The 21,738-nt window shown below is 48.5% G+C and carries 10 protein-coding genes and 1 pseudogene; 6 read left to right on the top strand and 5 right to left on the bottom strand.

The window, feature by feature from the left end; genetic code table 11:
• From J4G02_04000 to J4G02_04010, 3 genes are all read right to left on the bottom strand, one after another.
• Window positions 1-131: UbiD family decarboxylase (locus tag J4G02_04000; protein MCE2393753.1), on the bottom strand; the 131-nt coding region annotated here is incomplete at its 3' end.
• Between the two features lie 45 nt (window positions 132-176).
• Window positions 177-1,325, bottom strand: coding sequence for an amidohydrolase/deacetylase family metallohydrolase (locus tag J4G02_04005; protein ID MCE2393754.1), 1,149 nt, complete (start codon window positions 1,323-1,325; stop codon window positions 177-179).
• A gap of 43 nt (window positions 1,326-1,368) precedes the next feature.
• A complete protein-coding gene (locus J4G02_04010; protein ID MCE2393755.1) occupies window positions 1,369-2,517 on the bottom strand; it encodes a leucine-rich repeat domain-containing protein in 1,149 nt (382 codons plus the stop codon).
• A gap of 444 nt (window positions 2,518-2,961) precedes the next feature.
• Here J4G02_04010 and J4G02_04015 point away from each other — a divergent pair, with 444 nt between their 5' ends.
• Window positions 2,962-3,609, top strand: a complete 648-nt coding sequence (locus J4G02_04015; GenBank protein MCE2393756.1) for an inorganic diphosphatase — start codon at window positions 2,962-2,964, stop codon at window positions 3,607-3,609.
• Window positions 3,590-4,596, top strand: a pseudogene (gene mtnA, locus J4G02_04020) (S-methyl-5-thioribose-1-phosphate isomerase). Before J4G02_04015 ends, mtnA begins: the two are co-directional and overlap by 20 nt.
• Window positions 4,597-4,648: 52 nt before the next feature.
• Here the strand turns inward: mtnA and J4G02_04025 are convergent.
• Complete coding sequence (locus J4G02_04025) at window positions 4,649-5,929, bottom strand: hypothetical protein (protein MCE2393757.1); 1,281 nt, start codon at window positions 5,927-5,929, stop codon at window positions 4,649-4,651.
• Window positions 5,930-6,265: 336 nt separating this feature from the next.
• Here J4G02_04025 and J4G02_04030 point away from each other — a divergent pair, with 336 nt between their 5' ends.
• The 4 genes from J4G02_04030 to J4G02_04045 are packed head-to-tail and all read left to right on the top strand — an operon-like array spanning window position 6,266 to window position 20,813.
• Window positions 6,266-10,441, top strand: a complete 4,176-nt coding sequence (locus J4G02_04030; GenBank protein ID MCE2393758.1) for a hypothetical protein — start codon at window positions 6,266-6,268, stop codon at window positions 10,439-10,441.
• Between the two features lie 11 nt (window positions 10,442-10,452).
• Window positions 10,453-14,526: a hypothetical protein gene (locus tag J4G02_04035; protein MCE2393759.1), complete on the top strand. Its 4,074-nt coding sequence runs from the start codon at window positions 10,453-10,455 to the stop codon at window positions 14,524-14,526.
• Between the two features lie 31 nt (window positions 14,527-14,557).
• Window positions 14,558-18,811, top strand: coding sequence for a hypothetical protein (locus J4G02_04040; protein ID MCE2393760.1), 4,254 nt, complete (start codon window positions 14,558-14,560; stop codon window positions 18,809-18,811).
• 43 nt (window positions 18,812-18,854) lie between these two features.
• Window positions 18,855-20,813, top strand: coding sequence for a hypothetical protein (locus tag J4G02_04045; protein MCE2393761.1), 1,959 nt, complete (start codon window positions 18,855-18,857; stop codon window positions 20,811-20,813).
• A gap of 12 nt (window positions 20,814-20,825) precedes the next feature.
• Here J4G02_04045 and J4G02_04050 read toward each other — a convergent pair whose 3' ends face one another.
• Window positions 20,826-21,578 carry a DUF4159 domain-containing protein gene (locus J4G02_04050; GenBank protein MCE2393762.1) on the bottom strand — a complete coding sequence of 251 codons (753 nt, stop codon included), beginning with the start codon at window positions 21,576-21,578 and terminating at the stop codon, window positions 20,826-20,828.
• Window positions 21,579-21,738 lie beyond the last annotated feature (160 nt).

Raw genomic sequence — 21,738 nt, forward strand, 5'->3', positions numbered from 1 at the left:
CCTTCAGCCTTACTCACCCGATCCGTGATCTGTGTGATCTCAAGGTCAGGGGAGACTTCGGCTTTGATTCGCTTTAATTCGCCGGCTCGTTCTAACTTTCTTACAAAATCTCTCAGACTGGAGTATGCCATTTTTCACCTTATCATAATGAACGTTAGGATAGACAGGAAAAACCGTTATCCCTTGCGAGCTTGCCGATATACCCGCCCGCCTTTGACAACAGTAACCGGCACAAAGTTCTGCCTACTGGTACGGGCCTCACCACGCGAATCCATCAGTTGGAATTCACCTTCTCGCAGTTCAGAGATAATCGCGTCTCCCCAAGCGCCGGGTGCCAGTGTGCCGATTTTGTCCGACATCAAAATCACTTCAGCTGGGACCGCAGTAACCTTTGCGATGGCGTCGTCGAGCGACATGCCAAGATGGAGGAATTTTGTCACGACATTCGCCAAGTCATAGACGGGACCGTTGACATTGTAAATATGCAGGTCTGATGAGATTGTTTGTGGTGCAACCCCTTGGCTCATCGCGGTTTCAACGGTATCCCACGAGAAAGACCCGGCACCGTGACCCACATCAAAGACGACACCGCGCTCCATCGCCTCATGCACTGACTTCCGCACCTTCCCGTCGTCGTCCAAGATACCACATCTACTTCCATGGAAGCAGTGCGTCACGATGTCACGTTCACCCATGACCGCCAAGATATCATCTATCGAATCGCACCAAGCGTCTTGCGGATGCACCATAATGGGTAGACCTGCTGCATCTGCGGCTTCGCGTGCATGGTGCAGCGGAATCATCCCTGATCGTTCACTGACGATGCTATGTTTTGTCAGTCGCACCTTCACCCCCAAAATTACATCGCGATGCTTTTCAATCATCGCACAGGCTTTGTCTACATCGGCATATTCGGGGATTTCAAACTCGCCGATTTCTTGGGTCAACATCCCCTGCGACGAGATATTAATTTGCGCCAAGATCCGCGTTTCGCTCACGTCGATCACATACTTGCGAAAGCCGGGAAAAATGTCGGCACCCGCGGAGCCAGCATCAACTACCGTCGTTGCGCCCTTTGCCAAGCAGGTCGGATCTGGTTCAATGCCATAATGACTGACACCGTAGAACACGTGAACGTGTAGATCAATCATGCCCGGCGTGACAAGGCAGCCACTAGCGTCCAATACCTCAAGCGCGTCTGCATTTGATAAATTGTCATCTACTGCGGCGACAACGCCGCTTGAAAATGCGACATCTTTGTTTGCGTGAATATTTTGTGCGGGATCAATCAGGGTTCCGCCTTTGATTAGTAAATCGTAAGCCATGTGTAACCTCCAAGCTGTTTTCAACGGTTATATATGCGTTAAGTTAATCCATGGAAAGGCGCACCTCCCGCGCTTTCAATCCATGGATATAATGTTTGATAGAGTCTTCATTCAAGGGATTGGATTTTACGGAGATGACATCACCTTGTCCGATTCCGGGGTTCTTGACTAATGGGTGAATATCGTGAATCCGATTCTCCTGCAAGTCAAGTTCATACAAGTTTACCAGTTCTGCGAGAGGGTTTACATCGTGGATCCGATTCTTCGCCAGATAAAGCCACTTCAGATTTTTTAACCCAGCGAGGGGATGCACATCGCAAATTTGATTGTCAGTTAGCTCAAGTCGTTCGAGATTTGCTGATTCTGCAAGTGGACGAACGTCGTCGATCTGGTTTTCATTCAGGTTAAGCCGAAACAGTTTCTTTAGTCCGGCGAGTGGACTCACATCGCGAATTTGATTTATTTCGAGGTAAAGTCTCTCTATATTTTTTAATTTTGCAAGTGGGCGAATATCGTCAATCTGATTTTCACCGAGATAAAGCCATTTCAGATTTGTCAACTCGCCTAAAGCCCGAATATCATGAATCTGATTCTTGGGTAGGTCCAGACTCTCCAAGTGTATCAGTTCTGTCAGCGGGTATATATCATGGATTTGGTTGTTATTTAAGTAAAGCCGTTCCAGGTGTATCAGTTCAGCAAGCGGTTGAATATCGCGAATCTGATTATTATTTAAGTCAAGTCGCTCTAGGTTTATCAATCCAGCGAGTGACTCAATATCACGAATCTGATTATTGTTTAAGTCGAGCCACCGCAGGTTGGTTAATGCAGCGATCGGGCGAATATCACTGACCTGATTATTGCCTAGATCGAGCCAATGTAGGTTTGTTAACTTTTTGATTGGACGAATATCTTTGACTTTTACACCAATCAGGCTAAGATGTACCAAGTTCCTGCAATGCTCCAATCCCTCTAGGTTGGCGATCTCTGTGTGTATTACCGAAAGGTGTGTGACACTTACCAGATCGCTGTCGGTGAGTAGATCGGAAGGGATACCTAACTGCAATCGAAGCGCGCTTTCCAGATTTGCATCAGGGATATTCACCGCTGCCCCGATTACGTCGGGATTCAAAATAACTTCTGAGCTAAAGATAAAAATCAATAGGGATATACAAAGTAAGCTGATGTATCTCATCTAGGTCATCTCAGAAGCAGAAATGGTATAAAATCACAGACAATTTGTCAAGTTGATAGACTATTATACCCCAACACAGGTTTGAAAACAAACCTTTGGATTTGGAGTTGTGGCTGTTGGTTGAATTAGAAATAAAAATTGACCAGTTTTTCCGTTGCAAGGATATGTGAGGTGTGCTATAATGTCCGCAAAACATTGGTAAGTCAAAACGTTAAAACTTGAAACTTTTTGATTAAAGTTTAATAGATTTTCAGGATTGAATTGATGAATTATTTAGGATTTGTCCTGTTCGATAAGAGTTGAGGAACGGACTGGTTCATTCCCTTCCTCATCCGTTATGGAGGGGCTGCATACCTCCTTTGAAATTTTGGACTGTTAAGGTTACCGGGCATCGTTAACCTTTCCCCATTTTGATGGGGATATACTCAAAGGCAGGGAATAAGAATGAACTTGCGAGATATTTCACTTGGACGCCATGCACCCTCAATCATTAATGTCGTTATCGAAGCACCGAAGGGGAGTCGAAAAAAATATCGTTATCACGCAAAAAGTAGAAAATTCCGATTAGCATATGAATTTAGTATACCAGTGCCAACAGAATACGGTTGGATTCCAGAAACAGTTGCTGAAGATGGGCATTTCCTGAATGCAATGGTAATTGCTGCCAACGCGAGCCACCCTGGCTACGTTTGTGAGGCACGACCCATTGGCGTACTAAAACGTAAGGACCGAGACCATCACGTCATCTGTGTGATGTTAGGCGATGAGCGTTACACTTCAGTCAAGGACATTTCGGACTTAGACGTTAAGTTACTCAAAAAAATTGTGCAATTTTTTGAACCTTATTTTGAATTATCCGGTTGGCTAAATCGTGCCGAGACGGTTGAGACAATTAAAAAAGCACACGACGCATTCATTGCGGGTCCCAAATCCCGTAGCCCCGAAGCCCAAATAGACAATGATCCCGGCGACGATGAGGACGCGGAAGGCTTCGACGAAAATCTTGACGAAACCAGCGTGGCAGAAGCGACTGCTGAACGAGTAGACCATGACGATCAAGGGGAGGCGGAAGATGCCGATTCCGACAATTGAATGGGCTGATGGTAGAATCCACCTAATCGATCAAACGCTGCTGCCAAATGAATTCAACCAGATTTATTGTGACGATGTAGAAAGTGTTTGGGAGGCGATTAAATCACTTCGGGTTCGCGGAGCACCCGCGATCGGTATTGCAGGTGCATTGGGGGCGGTGCTTGGAATCTGGAAGTCAGAGGCGACTAATTACCCTGACTTTGCAGCCGAGCTTAAAGAGGTCACAGATTATCTTGCCACCTCACGTCCGACAGCGGTGAACCTGTTTTGGGCGCTGGAGCGCATCAAGCAAACAGCAGAAAAGCATAAAGATCTTGAGATCGTACAACTCAAGGACGCTCTGCTTGATGAAGCACAGAATATTATTGAGGAGGATCGTGCGAAATGCCGTGCTATCGGTCAACACGGATTAGACCTCATCCATAACGGCGACACCATTTTGACACATTGCAATGCAGGAGGACTTGCAACCTCTGATTACGGCACAGCACTAGCGGTTATGTTCTCTGCACACGAGTCAGGAAAGAACATCAGTGTTTACGCCGATGGACAGCGTGGGAACTTATGCAAGCGGGGATTGATGTAACGTTGATTTGTGACAACATGGCTGCACAGGTCATGAAGGAAGGCAAGATTCAGTGTGTCATTGTTGGAGCAGATCGCATTGTCGCAAACGGCGACACCGCTAACAAGATTGGGACCTATAACGTTGCGATCTTGGCAAAGGCACACGACCTCCCTTTCTATGTTGCCGCACCAACTTCAACGCTTGATCTGTCCCTTGAAACAGGCGATCTGATTCCGATTGAACAGCGTGCCGCCGAAGAAGTGACGGAAGGTTTCGGCAGCAGAACAGCACCTGAAGGGGTCAACGTCTATAGTCCCGCCTTTGATGTTACTCCCGCCCACCTTATTACAGCAATCATCACAGAGAAAGGCATCGCCCACCCTCCCTATGAGAAGAGTCTTGCCAGCCAAAGCGATTAGCGAAGCACAAACCGCCGGATAGTTATTTCTCAAGAAAGACATCTCTCCGAATTTATCCATGTGCACCCTGAAGTAGCCGAATCGCTGTTGCTGCAATTCGATCCCCGGCATCTGGACAGAGCTTGCTAGACCGCGCAGTTCGGGGTTCATAACCCCCACCGACCAATGCCTGTGGTGTTGGGACGTATCCCACACAACCGTTAGCGAGGGAGACAATAAACGTCGGATCGAAGGGAGAACACCTCTGAATATCTAACCCATACTGACAGAAGTATTCCGCAGGCACAGCGATCAGTCCTGCTTTTCCGATCTGCATCATTTGTACCTCTGCGGATACCCTCGGTTCAATTTCCTTGATTTCTTTGAGCAATTCAAGTTCTCTTGCCCAAACTGCTTGATCTCCCCAAGACTGTGCTTGGTTGAGCGATGCATCGTCGAGGTCTCGTAAGGGAAGTTCAAGTGTTTCAGTTGCACATCCCAATGGCGCTTCATCTGTATAATCCATTCGTGCCAACACCTTGATGACCTCCGCACCAACCGTTGTGCCAACATGCCAACCCCAGCATTCTCCGGACTGCTTCCCTCTATCTCTAAGGTTATCGACTTGCGTGACATCGCCTGATGCCCCGTTTCCGAAGACGATGATCGCATGGTCAGCTCGCATTGCCTGCTGAACGGTTTTTCTCAAATAGTAGATATAATCGGCAGAAAAACCACCTCCGCCAACCCCTAGTGTGGCATGGCAACAGTAGTTGACCCAGCACCCAAGAAATTTGCACGATTGATTTATAGCACCGATGACCCCGACCATTGGATCAATAGGTCCTGCGACTTGAACGATATCGGGGTTGCCTACCCCTGGATGCGTGCGCTCCGAGCCATCTTTCATACGAAAGCGTCGGTTAAACGCAACGCTTCCTTCATGTCCCGCACCAATAACCAGTGTTGTAGGTTCTCGTTTTTCGTATCCCTCAATTGCTGCTTGTGCTATCTGTGCAGCAACGAAGTCGCAGTAAGCCGCATCCGATTCGCTCATGAAGACATCTGCGATAGGTCCGCCGTTGTGTGTGTGGCTTGCTGCGATTAGTACATTATCAGCGGGAATACCGGTCGCATCTGCGATTTGTCCCCGTGCATTCTGTGTTGTTGACCGTTTTATTGATAGTGCATCAAGCCCCGCTAGGACAAGCTGTGTATCGCCGTCGTCTATTACCATTGCATTTACAAGGAGGTCGTCATGCACATTTTGAGAAAAGCGCTTGTTAATACTTCCGGGCATTTCTGCACCGATTTCTGGTGTAACGATGCGTTGACCGAATCCTGCCTTAATCATTGTGTACTTTCCTCTGATTTGAGTGTTGTTGAGTTAGATGTTTACGGTTTTGTGGGTTGTGAATGAAAGACGGTGTGATGATTATCTGTGGCTCACCAAAATATGCTGAAGAAACCAGATCCTTTCGGAGTTTCATCCAGAAAGTCATTACTAGAAATTCACAAATGTTACTTTACTCCACTTGAAGGCTTTATACGCCTGTGGTATAATTCTCAATTTAACACATATTAAATCATTCTATCATGAATTCAAGTGAAGCGTGGCTGAAAAAGATCCGCTCTGGGGCGAGAAAAACGGGCGAAAGCTTGTAGGCTTGGGGTGCTTGAGGTGCAAAAAATGACATTAGACTGGCGAGGGTTTTTGGTTGTTGTTTTGTTATTTTTTATCGGATGTATTTTTACTGCGCCTGACGAGACGCCAGAAGTGGTAGATCAGTCCATGCCTTGGGAGGCAACCGCGCTTTTAAGCGATCAGGTCAACGCTATCGCGGCAGATGCCGAACACATCTGGGTTGCAACCGACAAGGGGATCAATCGCTTCATCAAACACGAAAGTTTGTGGATAAGCTACACCGTCGAAGATGGGTTGGCGAATAACAAGGTTTCTAGCGTGGCGGTAGATGGGGAGGCTGTCTGGTTTGGCACAGAATCCGGCGTTTCAAAATACCAACCCAAAATTGATGAATGGATGACCTACACCCGCGACGACGGTCTGCCGAGCAATCGTGTTAGGGCTATCGGTGTGGATGGAAACTACATCTGGTTTGGCACGGATAAAGGCTTGAGCCGATACAATAAAGCGATTGATATTTGGGCACTTCGCACGACTGACGATGGCGGTTTGACCAGTAATGAGATTTCCGCTATCGCGGTGGAGGATGAATATGTCTGGTTTGCAACCGACAAAGGTGTATCCAGATACGATAAGAAGATTGATTCTTGGACACAGTTGACCAAAAGTGAGGGCTTGGCGGACGACAAGGTCACAACTATCGCTATTGATGAGGATTTCATCTGGTTCGGCACAGAAAATGCCGGCGTGAGTTTATACAGCAACACAGAGCAAACATTTGTAAAAACCTACACGCGCACCGGTCTACTTGAAACAGACAAGATCAATTACATCTTGGTTGACGGTCTGTATGTTTGGATCGGCACGGCGAATGAGGGTGTCCAAAGATACATTAAACCGGTTGACACATGGGTTCACTACAAAATGCAAGACGGGCTCCCATCTTCAAACATCACAGCGATAGCAGTCGATGGTAAGTATGTCTGGTTCGGCACTTATGAGGACGGGCTAGCACGATTCGATAAGATTCGTGGGCTTTGGAGTGTAGTCAAAAAGGCAGAAGGCTTGGTGAGCGATAATATCAAATCAATTGCCGAGCAGGATGGTGCCCTTTGGATCGGCACAGCGATGGGACTCAGTCGATTTAACTTGCAATCTGAGGAGTGGAAAACCTACACCAAAGCACAGGGATTAACGACCAATTATATTACCCGCGTTGTCGCTGCTGCTGATGCAATCTGGGTTGGAACATCAAAGGGAGTAGGACTATACCAGAACAATCGGTGGAAATTCTGGCGGCATCAACACGGTCTTCCAAGCGACTTCGTCCTCGATATAGTGGTCATCGATCAAACGGTCTGGGTTGGCACGCGCAATGGGCTTTGTCGATACAATCAAGAAAACGATAAATGGCAAACTTTTGAAGACCTGACAGGAATGTGGATAAATGCCATCGCTGTTGACGCTGGTTCCCTATGGCTCGGAACCGGTCGAGGGCTAGCCCAACTCACCGATCAACGCGTCATGTTTCACACATCGCACATCACGCATCACGTCAATGCCATTGCAAGTGAGCGGGATATGCTCTGGGTCGGTACACAGGGTGGGCTCTTCATGTTCGATAAACGGGAGAAAAGATGGCATAATTTCAACACGGAGGATGGGCTGCCGAATGATAACGTGCGAACACTTGCCATCACTAAAGATGCGCTTTGGATCGGTACACCGGGTGGGTTAGGCGTACTCCCCCGTAACGAGTGGCGCCCCTCAGCGACAAGATTGGGTGGAGGGCAGCACTTTGATTTAACCCGGCCAGGGATAGAGATGGGCCACGAAAATGTACGGGATATTTGTGTGGTAGATGATCAAATCTGGCTGGGGACAATCGGCGGATTGGGCATTTACTCCGTCGAGGACAACTCTTGGCGAGCAATTCGTGCAAAGGAGCGGACAGTTGTTTTGCGCCACAGCAGTATAGTACACACAGCGCTAGATGGCGATTGGGTGTGGTTTGTAGCATGGCCGGGCACCTCCAACGGAGAGATCATTCGGTATGACAAACGCACAGGAACTTGGACGCACTACATGAAAGAGGATGTGACGGAAATTCACCAGAGGGGTTTACTGAAAGGGAGAAAACGAGAAGACGAGAAAACGAAAGGACGAGGAAGCGAGGAAGCAGGACAGGGAGGGAGCGAGAAAAAAAATATGCTCCCATATTCCCACGTTCATTTGCCACAAGTTGGTGAGGAGATTCCACCTTCACACACTTTGAATAATGAAACACCAAAAGGCAAGGACCGCTACGATCAAAAAAGGAATGGTTGGCCGAACTTGCCTTTCATTACTCAAATTGATTGGATGGCGGTGGCTGATGACAGTGTATGGTTTGCCACGGACGGTGGGGTGCTCGCTTATTACAAAAACTCGGATATATGGCGGCACTACACAACCAGAGATGGACTGGCAGCGAATAAAACGACAACATTGATGGTCGATGGAGATGACGTATGGGTGGTCTTGAGGGATAATCGCATCTGTCGCTATCGGCGGGATACGGACGAATGGGAGACCCATCAGGTAGTTTTTAAGGAGATTTCCCCTGATATGGAATCATACCGTACGCGCCTTGCCGCAGACAGACGTTATGTCTGGGTTCCCGCACAAATGGAGGGGGTAGCACGTTACGACAAACAGAATGGAACATGGAAACGTTACACCGCAGCGAATGGTCTATTAGATACGATGATCGGTTTTGTTGTCGTGGACAACGATGATGTGTGGGCTTACGGTGGCTGGGGTGAAGGCTTGAGCAAGTATGACGAGAACATAGATAGCTGGGTCATCATTGATTCCAGCAAAGGGTTAGTTGCTGATCAGATTCGGGAAGTTATCTCCGGAGTTGACTATATGTGGGTGTTGTATAACCAAAGTTGGTGGGAAAACGACGATACCGTTCCCGCAAGTGGATTTCATAGAGTCAATCAGACTTGGCAGGTCTTCCGAGGTCATCCAGAGAGTGTAGGAAACAATTTCAGAGATGTTCAAGAAACGGCTGAATTCGTGTGGTTCGGAAGCCGAGAGCACGGTATCAGTCGATACGATAAAGCGTCCTCATCTTGGACGGTTTTTACGGAAGAGGATGGACTGCTGAATAATCGCGTAAACTATCCAACTTTGAAGGCTGATGGAAACTTCCTCTGGCTGGGCTGTCCCGACGGTATCAGTCGCTATGACATGCGTAAAGATAGCTGGACGGTGTACACGGGAATGCGCTCTGTACCGGCTGATGTGGTACATGCCATTGCTGTTGACTCGCGCTATGTTTATTGTGGAACCGATCAGGGTGCAAGACGGTACGATAAACAACATGACTTATGGCTGGAGGAACGCATTGTAGAGGAACCCGTGAACGATCTTGCTACCGACGACAAATATTTGTGGATAGCAACAGCCAAAGGCGTTACCCGGTTCGACAAATCAGCACATTGGGCAGACTTGCATGAAGCAGAAAATGGGTTAGCTGACACATTCGTCAAGGTTGCCGATGTGGGTGGGCGCACCTTATGGATCGGTACTGAGAAAGGGGTGAGCAAATACAATACACTTTCGGATGACCCTAATGCTTGGGAGACTTTTAGGCGCGCGGACGATGTGGACACTATGCTATTGTCCCAGGAATATGCCAATAGCCTCATAGATAACCGTGTTACTAGTATAGCAGTGGGGGATCGCTACGTCTGGGTGGGGACAGAGAGAGGTATCAGTCGCTATGACATGAAGAAGGAGGTCTGGGTGACTTACGCGCAGCAGGAGGGATTGCACCACGACAAAGTGAGCAGTATCTGCATTGATGGCGACTGGGTGTGGTTTGGCACGGAGGATGGCGTCAGCAGGTTAAACACAAAGACGGAGGAATGGAGTGTCTTCACATCGTCTGACGGTTTAGCCAGCGATCAGATTACCGGCATCGTTGCAGAAGATGAATTCGTCTGGTTCGGCAGTTTCGATGCCGGCGTATCCTGCTACAATAAGGCAACAGCGGAGTGGAAACACTTTACACAAAAGGATGGGCTCAGTCATAATCGTGTGTTTGCGCTTGCGATAGATGAGGATTTCCTTTGGGTGGGGACTGAGCGCGGATTGAGTCGGTATGATACATTGACAGATACCTGGACAATCTTTACCACACATTTCGATGAAGAAGAAGACCGAAGGTGATTTGAAAAAAGATGCGTCAAATTCGTTTAATCTTAGGGTTTATAATACTCCTGTCTTTGGCAAACTGTTCCACACATGATCCGCAGCAAATACACCCCGATTTTTTTGTTGATGGGGAAGGGAGCGTGATTAGTCAACTCCTCAGTGACCGCGTCCTATCTTTAGCTGTCGATTCGCGTTATTTGTGGGTAGGGACCGACCGGGGGTTAAGTCGATATGATAAAACGCAAGGGCGATGGACTAATTTCACTGTGAGGGACGGTTTGGCTCACAACCATGTTTTATCCATTGTTTTGGACGGTGCCCAGGTCTGGATTGGCACACGCGATGGCGTGAGTCGTTATGAGATCCCTACAAATACGTGGAGGCGTTACATGCCGCGTGATGGCTTGGCGGGACGTGAAGTCTCCTGCATTGCTGTTGATTCGAGATTTATCTGGTTCGGTACGCCAAACGGGCTCTCTCGCTATGACAAAGAGACAAACAGTTGGGCGCGGAAGGGCGGGGAGAATGGACTCGCGGGTGACTTTGTTACGCAAATCGTGATTGATGATGATTACATCTGGGTCGGTACGGAGAATGGGGTTTCCAGATATGACAAACTTACCGATTCATGGAACAACTATGATAAGGAAAGTGGACTTATTGATAACAGTGTGACTGCGATTGCCGCTGATGAGGATTCCGTCTGGTTCGGCACGGAGAATAAGGGGCTTAGCCGCTACGATCAACGCAATTCGGAGTTCGTCAGGGCGTACACCAAAAGAGATCGGCTGACAAGCGATCAGATAAACGCACTGGCAGTGGATGGAACATCGCTGTGGTTAGGGACTGCCGACAGCGGTGCACAGCGCTACATCTTATCCGTCAATACATGGCGGGAGTACACAGCAGAAACAGGATTGGCTTCCAATCATATCACGGCAATTGCTGCAGATGGAAATGTCGTGTGGTTCGGTACGTATGAGCATGGACTGGTACGGTATGACTTACGCCATGAAACGTGGAGAACTTACAACGAAATTAAAGCGTTGAGTGATAATGATGTCAAGGACATTTTAGTGACGGATGAGTCAATTTGGGTGGCAACACGATCCGGATTGAACCAAGCAATCGATCTCGAAAATGTGGGGGATTCGACGACACTCAATTGGCGGACGTTAAGTAAGGCAGAAGGTTTAGCGGACAACTACGTTACTACTGTTGTGGAAGTTGGAGAGGATCTCTGGATTGGCACGCCACGCGGTTTAGGAGTACGACATGAAAATGAGGATAGGTGGACGTTTTTTACGGCGAAAGATGGATTAGCACATGACTTTGTGACCTGCATCGCATGGGAGTCGGGACGCAGCGGGACCGAGGGAACGTCTCCACGTCTATGGGTCGGAACGAGGACGGGGCTTTCAACCTACGAACCCCAAACCCGAAAATGGAATACACATTCGTCGAAGTTGCAAATCTCCGGTAGGATCAACGATATCAAATTAGGTAACGATTTTGTATGGATCGCGACCGCAGATGGGCTTGTCTACAATAATCCGTCTGCCGGAGTGTCGGGAAAATTGACCGAAAAACATGGGTTGCCTTCAAAGATGATTAACACCATTGAAATAGGAGGTAACTCTGTCTGGATAGGCACACTGTCCGGTTTAGCGCAGTTAGATAAGTCTTTCATAACGCCTCACATTTCACGTCCCGACATATCGAGGATCCTCATCCCTGCACATCGGGATTCCGCTCTACGGAACGAGCGGGATTTCACGTTTCATGCCAACGTCAGAGCGATTGTCGCTGATGGTGACAATACCATTTGGATAGGGACACCGTCGGGATTGGTAAAGTACAACATTACAGAAGACGCATGGACGCATTATACCCACGAGAACACCAATGAGGGACTCGCCTCCGATAACGTTAAAACCATTTCAAAAAGCGGTGACAAGATCTGGGTAGGTACAATCGCCGGAGTCAGTTGTTTGGACGAGAGGACAGGTAACTGGTCGAAACACGTTGCAGCAATAACGACGGAAGTGCTGCACTCGAATTGGGTCAGCAAGCTGGCGGAAGATGGAGATGGACTCTGGTTTGGTAACTGGAAGGACTCCACGGAAGGCGCGATTGTAAGGTATAACAGACAAATAGATACGTTCCGTTTCTTCAGCAAAGAAGACCTTCCATTGAAATCCATTGAGAGACCAATCACACGCATACACGGTCTGACCGTGGGTGAAAATGAAGTGTGGGTCGGCACCAATAGCGGGTTGTTACGCTACGACAAAAAGACGGATACGTGGCGTCATTATACGGTCAAAGACGGTCTGCCAAACAATGAAGTCTGGGCGATTGTTCTTGATGCTCCATATCTCTGGACAGCGCATATTGGCGGTGTAGTGAGTCGTTATTCGCTCGAGACGGATGCCTGGAAAACGTATGAAATCGTGCCAAGTGTAGAATGGAGTAATATTGGAACTATTGCCGTCGATTCGCAATATGTCTGGGTGACGACGGTTTGGGAAGGAATTAAGCGATACGATAAATTGACGGATCAGTGGGGTAGTATCACGGAAGCGGACGGTTTGGGAAATAATGAAGCCAATGACCTACTCATCGACAGCGATTATATTTGGGTCACGGGATGGGGCGATGCTAGCCGTTACAATCGACGAACTGAAGAATGGGAGATATTCTCAAGCCAGCGGGTGCTCTCAGGCGTGAATTTCGGGATCTACAGGGGACTGGATGGTGTTTGGCTGACGTACTCAGGTTGGAATGAGACTGGTGCTATTGCGTCGAAGTATCACAATAAAACCGATTCGTGGACGACATTGAAACTCCCACAAATAGAAGGGGTTGATTTTGACCGCGCCAAGCAAGTTATAGAGACCACCGACGTTGTTTGGTTCACGGCGGACGAACAGGGACTGGCTCGGTATAATAAAGCCGCAAAGGATTGGACATTCTTTAGTGAGGAGAATGGTCTTGCAAGCAACGACCTCATTGAGCATTCCCTAGTGGTAGATGACAATTATGCTTGGGTGGGGACAGCCGGGGGATTAAGCCGATATGACCTAAAGAAAGAGGTATGGACCACTTTCACTCGGTCGCCTCTGACGCGGACGCTCCGCGAGTCGAAAGTGTACGCAATAGCCGCCGAAGGGCGTTATGTGTGGTTAGCGACAAGCAATGGCTTGCATCGCTATGACAAGCAAACAGATCGTTGGTTTGCCCCTCGTCTAAAGGGGATGGAAGATATGGAGGATGACACACCAAGTATCACTTGCCTGACAATTGACGAAAAATATGCTTGGCTCGGTACGAACAACGGCGTCCTGCGCTACGATAAAGCTGGAGATCGCTGGGAAACCTACACCGTTGAAAACGGTTTGCCTTCCAATATTATCCGAGATCTGGATGTAAGGGACTACGACTTATGGATCTCAACAGATCGCGGCGTTGCAACCTTCAATCGTCTATCTGATGATCCGAATGCGTGGGAGTCCCACACACAGGCGCTGGCAGTCGAAGGCATGGGTGATAATAAGAAATATGCACAAACACTTTTGAGCGATGATGTCCGTTGCGTTGCGGTCGGCGAGAAGTTGGTGTGGTTTGGCACGGACAAAGGGGCTTGCCGATATGATAGAGAGAAAAAAACATGGGCAGTCCTGACCACAGATAGCTCTGTTCTTGATAAGATCGGAATTCAGAGCAACCTGACAGATACTAGCGTCATCGTTATTGATGAAGCAGATATCTGGTTCGGCACAAGTAAGGGGGCAACAAAGTACAACGCCGAATCCGGGGACTTCGTTACCTACACCCGATCGGACGGTTTGGCAAGCGATGTTGTTACCTGCATCGCATTGAACGGGGAGGAAATCTGGTTCGGTTCAACAGATGCGGGAGTCACGCGGCTGGATAGAACTACGGGCGACTGGCGCGTTTTTAATATAGACGATGGGTTGCCGCATAACCGAGTCGAGGCAATTGCGCCTGACGGCGATCAGCTCTGGTTTGGCACGGAGCGGGGGTTATGTCGATACAATCAGAAAACAGGAACGTGGACAAGTTATGCGGAAGACTAACAAAGACGAGAAGACGAGAAGACGAGAGAACGTGAAAACGAGACAATTCACTCCTTTTTTGAATACGTGTGGAAGTGTGGAAGCGAAGGGTCGAGAAAAACACCCGCTCCCTCAAAAACTCGCTCCCTCGCACACTCGTTTTGTCGTTTTCCTGTTATCTCGTTTTCCTGTTATCCTCCTGCTTTTTCACCTTGGGTGTGGTCTCACCCAAATTGATCCGTCGGAGAAAAAATCGGCGGCGCTAGAAGAAGCAGCGATTACCCAAACAGCAGCGGAACAAGCATTGGTGAGCGATAATGTCCGTTGTGTTTCAACTTCAGCTAATCACGTTTGGGTAGGAACAGATCGAGGTGTCAGTGTCTATCATAAAGCGGATAACCGTTGGACGAAGTTAGACCGGGAGGACGGCCTACTCTCTGATGATGTTACCGCAATTGCCGCCGATGGGAAATCGGTCTGGATAGGTACGACTCTCGGCATCAGTTTTTATAACTTGGAAACTGAACATTGGGGAAAGTTCCAGCGTCGCGATGGCTTGGCAAGCAACAAGGTTACTTCCGTTGCTGTGGACGGAAATTATATCTGGGTTGGGACCGAGGCAGGCATTTCGCGTTATGATAAGACAACGAGGGCGTGGGCATTACAACAAGAGCAGGATAAAGATCAATTTAATGCAATCACCGCAGTTGCTGTGGAATCCGAGTATGTTTGGTTCGGTACAGAAGACGGGCTCCGACGCTACGATAAGCCCAAGGACTCATGGAACACTTACACGAAGGAGGAGGGGCTGGTAGAAAACCATATCCGGTATATCGCTTTGAGCCCTGATGCCGTTTGGGTGGGTACGGAGAAATCAGGTGTAAGCAAGTACAGTACAATCAATCAAACCTTCACTGAAAGCCATACCCGGACGGATCGTATAGAGAGCGATTTCATCAGAGCGATTGCCGTTGATGGGGACAATGTCTGGTTTGGCTCGGCGGACCGTGGAATCCGGCGGTACATCACAACGGTGGACACTTGGTTCAAGTACACCACAGCACAAGGATTGGTTAGCGATCACATTACCGCGTTGGCTGTTGATGGTAGGACTATTTGGATTGGCACTTACGAGCACGGTTTGAGTCGATACGATAAAGTGACAGATGGGTGGACATGGTATTCCAAACGGGATATGCTGGCGTCGAATCAGGTTAAGACACTGGTTTCAACTGGAGATGCACTTTGGGTTGGTACAAATAAAGGTTTGAGCCGCTACGCGTTTCGGGAAAAAACGTGGAAAACCTACACCAAAGCAGATGGTTTAACGACAAACTATATTACCTCTTTAGTGGGTGATGGCGATGACGGAACGCTATGGGTTGGGACGTCCTTGGGGCTAGGAAGACTAGAAGGCGAGCGATGGCGTTTCTATACCGAGCGAAATGGACTGGCAAGCAATTTCGTTACCTGCATTAGCGTCACCAATCAGGTATGGGTCGGGACGAAAGGTGGATTAAGTGTCTTAATAGAAGAAGCCCTAACCTCTTCGCCACCATCAGGAATTCAAACGATCAGCGAATCAACAAATCAACAAGATTCGTCAATAGGGAAGTCCTCGGATTTCAACTCATCACGCATAACCTTTCGCGCCTCACATTCCTACCTCACTAGTAAGTGGGTGACAGCGGTGCTGGCAATTGGTGAGGAGGTTTGGGCGGGAACGACTGAAGGATTGTATCGAAGAGATACTACGACAGATAAATTTGAACCCTTTCCGGGCGTAACAGATTATGTCAACACACTTGCATTAAGCCCAGATGGACGCTTGCTCGTCGGCACACGGAATGGATTGTGGATTATTCGACCCCCCTTTTATCCCCCCGCTAGCGGGGGGATAAGGGGGGTAACCAACCTTACCGATGGTTTGCCGAACCTGAATGTTAGGACTGTCGCGATAGATGGAGAAACCATCTGGGTGGGCACACCGGGTGGGGTTGCGCGTTCCGATGGAGCTAGGGTTCATCGGGTCTTTACGATGCAGCCAGATGGCTTGCTACACGATAATGTTCAGAGCATTGCCGTTGTAGATAAGCAGATTTTTTTCGGTACGGTTGCCGGACTCGCTGTCTATGAGATAGAGGAAGATCGGTGGGAGAAGCATACGCCATATCACGATACAGAGGTTCTGAGAGAAGATGAGGCACGTTGGATTGAGTTAGACGGGGACCACCTGTGGGTGCTCAACTGGGGGGCTTCGCCAAATGGTGCAATTCTGAAATTTGATCGGCGCACCGATACGTGGGTGGAGTACACGAAGGACGCACTACCACTCTCCTCCGACGTTCCATTTATCACCGCAATTCGCCGGCTGGCGGTGGGGACAGCAGATGTCTGGTGTGCCACAGGGGATGGCGGTGTACTGCGATACAACAAAGTATCGGATACATGGACGCACTTCACAAGGTCATCTGGACTACCGGGACACCACGCCACGCTGGTTGAGGTTGACGAACCAGATGGCGTTTGGGTTGCCTTCCTAGGTGGCGTGGCGGCGCACTATGATACGCAGACAGAGAAATGGGAATCAGTAAAAGTAACGGAAGCGGGCCCCGGGACGTACATTGAAGATATTGCCTGTACGAAAGATTATGTCTGGTTTTCCACAAATGGCGTTGGGGTCAAGCGGTATGAGCGGGCGACGAAAACTTGGCGGTCATACACAGAAGCGCAAGGTATGGCGTCACGCTCCGGTCAGTGGATTGCCGCAGACGGAAAAGGGGTATGGACCAGCGGCGGAAGTTCTTATTCATGGGTCAGTGACCGGGGAACAAGCGGTGTGAGTTACTATCATCCCACCGACGATACTTGGACAATTTATGATAGACGCAAGGGGCTGCGGGTTAATTGGACCAGGTATGGACAGGTCAGTGAGGATTACGTCTGGTGCTTCGGTTGGGATGGCATCAACAGATACGATAAAGCTGGCAAGTTGTGGACCTCCTTCACCCGTAGCGATGGACTTCCCGAATCATCAGTTGAAGCTATTTCCGAGGATATCGATGATTTCTGGGTCGGCACAGGTAGTAAAGGCGTGCTAAAATACTCGCAAGCGTCCGGTGCATGGACAGTTTTTACGGTCGAAGACGGGCTCGTTCATGATAGCGTCTGGAGATATCAACTCAAAGTCGATTCAAAATATGTATGGGTAGGTACATCAAGGGGCTTGAGTCGATACGATAAGGAGAAAGGGACGTGGACCTCCTTCACCAAACCAACAACTTTAGCAGATCGGCGAGCGGTGGCTGTTGCCACCGATTCTCGATACGTCTGGGTCGGTACACACCGTGGCTTGAGTCGATACGACAAGCGGTACGACAGATGGAAACACTTTCAGCAATCGGAGGAGGAATCAGAGACAGATGAAGAAGGCAATGGGGATGAGGAGGAAGAAGAGGAGGTTGGGGAAAAAGAGGAGAAAAATGAACTTGTTGATAACAATGTCATTGACCTATCTGTTGGAAAGCAGTATATTTGGATTGCTACTGAGGGTGGTGTTGGTCGGTATGATAAAATCGCGGATCGGTTTGAATCGTACACCAAAGACAATCAACTGCCCAGTGTTGATATTCGGGCGATAGTCGAGAATCGAAGCGATGTGTGGATTGGCACAAAAAACGGTATTAGCAAGCATAGTATTCTTTCCGATGATCGGAATGCGTGGGAAACATACAACGCCGCTATTGAAATTTTGCCAACGGTGGAAGGAAAATACGCCAAGAGTCTGAAAAATGATGATGTTCGGTGTCTAGCGGTCGATGAGAATCACGTTTGGGCCGGAACAAAAACCGGTGTCTCGCTCTATGCGCTCAGACAGGGGACGTGGACCACCTTTACCCAAAAGGAGGGACTAGCCAGCGATGAAGTTAGTTGTATTACCATCGACAATGAGCGGGTATGGTTCGGAAGCGGGCGCGGCGTAACAGTTTACGACACGGCAAATAAAACGTGGAAGATACTTACGGAAGCAGATGGCTTGGGATCGAATCTGATCACATCGATGGCAATCCGTGGGGATCAGGTCTGGTTCGGCACATTCGACAAGGGGGTTACCGTGTTGGACAAAACCACCGGGCAGTGTACGACGTTTACTAAAGCCGATGGACTTCCCCATAATGGCATCCTATCGATTGCGATTGATGGCGACTACCTCTGGTTTGGCACACATGGCGGATTGACCCGATATGATTCTCTAACGGGCACATGGACGGTTTATACTGAGCGATTTGACCATGATGGAATATGAGGGGTGGAACACAACATGCGAAACGTAAAAGGAATCTCAACATATGAATAAATGGCAGTTGAAGGCGAAGTTTTCGATCTTCGGCTTTGTGTTTCTTTTCCTCTTCAGCTTTCTGACCGTTCCGGCGGAAGCGGAGGATGTCTATAGTCTATTTGGTAAGCTGTTTCTATCGGGTCGTGTGGAATATGATTTTACCAATAAACGAGACTTTCTCGCAGATACGGAGGAGGATTCAGTCCGGCAGAACGAGTTCGATTTTGACCGCGTGTTTCGGCGTGGTTTCCACAGCGTCATGATTATTGAGGAGACCGCCGGCAATGTCAAAAACATTTTGAGTTTGGGAGAGGTTCCTACCACCTTCACGAAGTTTACCTTCGATCAGATTGACCTTTCAGGGGTACGCTGGGATGTGCGCTCCGAACGCACCGATTGGATGATCTTGATGGTTCCCGGTCTGCTCAATCCGGTTATTGGTCAAGAAGATGTCAAGGGATCTGGCATCGGCATACGCGAAGTGACAAAATTCGGGAAATCCAAGTTGGGGGCTTCTTGGTACTTCCGCGATACGCCGGTATGGGCTTTAGACATGGAGACCAACTTTGCAAACTACGGTCTGAAAGCAGAGTTTGCGACGACGCCAAAAAGCGCGTTGAGAAAAGATCTCAGTTCGCGTTTTGAGGCGACGACGACGGTGTTCAAGGCATTCCGCACTGTTGGGGACACAATCTTTCAGGGGGAAGCCTTTCGCGTCGGTCCCCGTTTCGATGCCTCCCGCTCTGTTGGGGATAACGATGATCAGGATCGGTACACTGATAACATGTGGCTAGATCCGCCTTCCCTGATTATCCCCGGAGACCTTGATAAAAACAACAACGGCACCTTCGATTATGAGGACGATATTCTGCTTTTTGATGTCGATGAGGACTTTCTTGACGAAAGAGATCAGAACAACAACGGTCTCCGGGACGAGGAAGAGAACGATAAAGACCCTAACTATGAATTTGACGTTGGCTTGCGAGGTCTGCGGCTGCTGATGAAACGGAAGACAAATCGTAGCGGAAGTTCCACGGACCTTGATATCGGCTTGCAGTTTGAAAAAGACCTCAGAGATACAGCATTTCGTTACTCTTCGACGGCGACAAAAGCATTTACCAATGTAGTTTACAACAAAGATCTCTCTCAGGATGCTGCCCTGATTGTCGAGAACGAATTAAAATGGGTAAAAGACCGTATCCCCGATGAGACTTGGTACTTTGCTGGTTTCTTGAGCCGGGAGGAAGGGCAACTGTACCGGTCTCAACCTGATGTGCAAAGAATGGAAGCGAGAGGGGATTTAACGTTTTTTCCCATAGACGGTGGCGTTGAGGTTGAAAAGCGACGCAAAGATCCATTGTTGATGCAGAATGATCTTTTTAATACCGCTAAAGTCACTTGGGAATATTCGGGGATTAAGCAGATGGTGACAACGGGACGTTTCAAACTACGATATAATATTGATTTTGACCGGGATAACAAACATTACGAGGTCGGCATCCTGAAAACAAATTACCGCATACGACCATCCAAATCGCTCGAAATCACGCCGATGTTCAAGTACACGATCCGCAACGGATTTCAGATGGCAGAAGATCGTCTGGAACATCTCTCATTGGTTGGGGAGATCGATGGTGAGGAGGCTTTACGCAATATCCGACTGCGCGTGATTGAAGCGGCGGATGTGCGTGATGCAGCGGCTGCGTTTATTCTCAAAGTGGTTTATCAGTTCACCAAGACAATCAAAATCACTGGAGGCGGGCAGGTTCTGTTCTTCAACGATATGCTTGATGATGGAAACGATTTTATCCGCCAAGCTCTTCTCGTGGAGATGGAAAAAAGTTTTGTCGCGTACGAAAAAGAGCTGTTTCTCCACATCGGCGCCCAATACATCGATCAACGCGCCAACGCGGATGTGAACGACGATAACTTCATGGAAACCTTTGTGCGTGTTTTTGGAAAGTTCTAGTCACGTTTTACGCTAATGTGTTAAGGCATAGACCACAGCGTTGATTCCCAGACGGTACGCCCAATCCGAGTACTTACGTGGATAAAAGCCCTCCGCTGCATGTTCCCACGCATCCCCTAGATCGGTATTGAAATTAATCATCATCATTAAGCGACCGTGTTCATCATAAACACCCCGACAATGAGCAGGATAGCCGTCTCGCCGCTCATAAGTGCGTCCGTTGTATAGAGATCTTATTCCGGGAATCTGAACGAGGGTATCGATATCGAAAAAACAGTGGAATATAGAGTGGGTGATGGGGATGTCTTCGGGTTCACGTTCTGGGAAAATTTTCTTGAGTTGACGGTAAAAATGGCGCCATTCTGTCCCGCCGTGGAAGTCGTCCACCATAATAAAACCGCCACGAAGTAGATACTCCCGAAGGTTTGCCGCTTCCGCATTGCTCAGGTTGAGCGTGCCAACTTCCAAGATATAAGCGAAGGGGTAGTTAAAAAGCGCTGGGGAGCCAACCGAGATAATCTTTTCATGACGGGCAACGGGCATGTCTGTCGCTTGGGTGAGCTTTCGGATAAAATTTCTATCGGAGGCAGGCAAATCGACATCCCAGCCGTTGCCAAACCAACTGTTGCCCCCTGTGTATCTTAGCCTCACAAAAGTGAAAAGATCACTATCATCATTCTCATCGGAGTAGCTTGGATGAGATATAGCCATACTGAGACTAAGGACGAAAAGTAAGAGCAAGCTGAGGGAACTTTGTTGGTTCATTAGTTCAGAGGTTCGTTGGTTGATCGAAGCGCGGAAGCGCGAAACAATGAAAGTGAGAAGGGGAGAGAGTGAGAAATTGAGCCAAGATCTATTGCGCTATAGCTCCGGGTATTCTCCTCTCAATGCTGATACCTCGCTGAACCGGCAAGTGAAATTATAT

Source organism: Candidatus Poribacteria bacterium (assembly GCA_021295755.1).
In the GTDB taxonomy this organism is placed as follows: Bacteria; Poribacteria; WGA-4E; order WGA-4E; family PCPOR2b; genus PCPOR2b.

Bases quoted from the DNA above. Each gene is read 5' to 3' on its own strand.
- J4G02_04030 (MCE2393758.1), top strand. From the start codon at position 6,266: ATGACATTAGACTGGCGAGGGTTTTTGGTTGTTGTTTTGTTATTTTTT.
- J4G02_04025 (MCE2393757.1), bottom strand. From the start codon at position 5,929: ATGATTAAGGCAGGATTCGGTCAACGCATCGTTACACCAGAAATCGGT.
- J4G02_04050 (MCE2393762.1), bottom strand. From the start codon at position 21,578: ATGAACCAACAAAGTTCCCTCAGCTTGCTCTTACTTTTCGTCCTTAGT.
- J4G02_04015 (MCE2393756.1), top strand. From the start codon at position 2,962: ATGAACTTGCGAGATATTTCACTTGGACGCCATGCACCCTCAATCATT.
- J4G02_04010 (MCE2393755.1), bottom strand. From the start codon at position 2,517: ATGAGATACATCAGCTTACTTTGTATATCCCTATTGATTTTTATCTTT.
- J4G02_04005 (MCE2393754.1), bottom strand. From the start codon at position 1,325: ATGGCTTACGATTTACTAATCAAAGGCGGAACCCTGATTGATCCCGCA.
- J4G02_04035 (MCE2393759.1), top strand. From the start codon at position 10,453: ATGCGTCAAATTCGTTTAATCTTAGGGTTTATAATACTCCTGTCTTTG.
- J4G02_04045 (MCE2393761.1), top strand. From the start codon at position 18,855: ATGAATAAATGGCAGTTGAAGGCGAAGTTTTCGATCTTCGGCTTTGTG.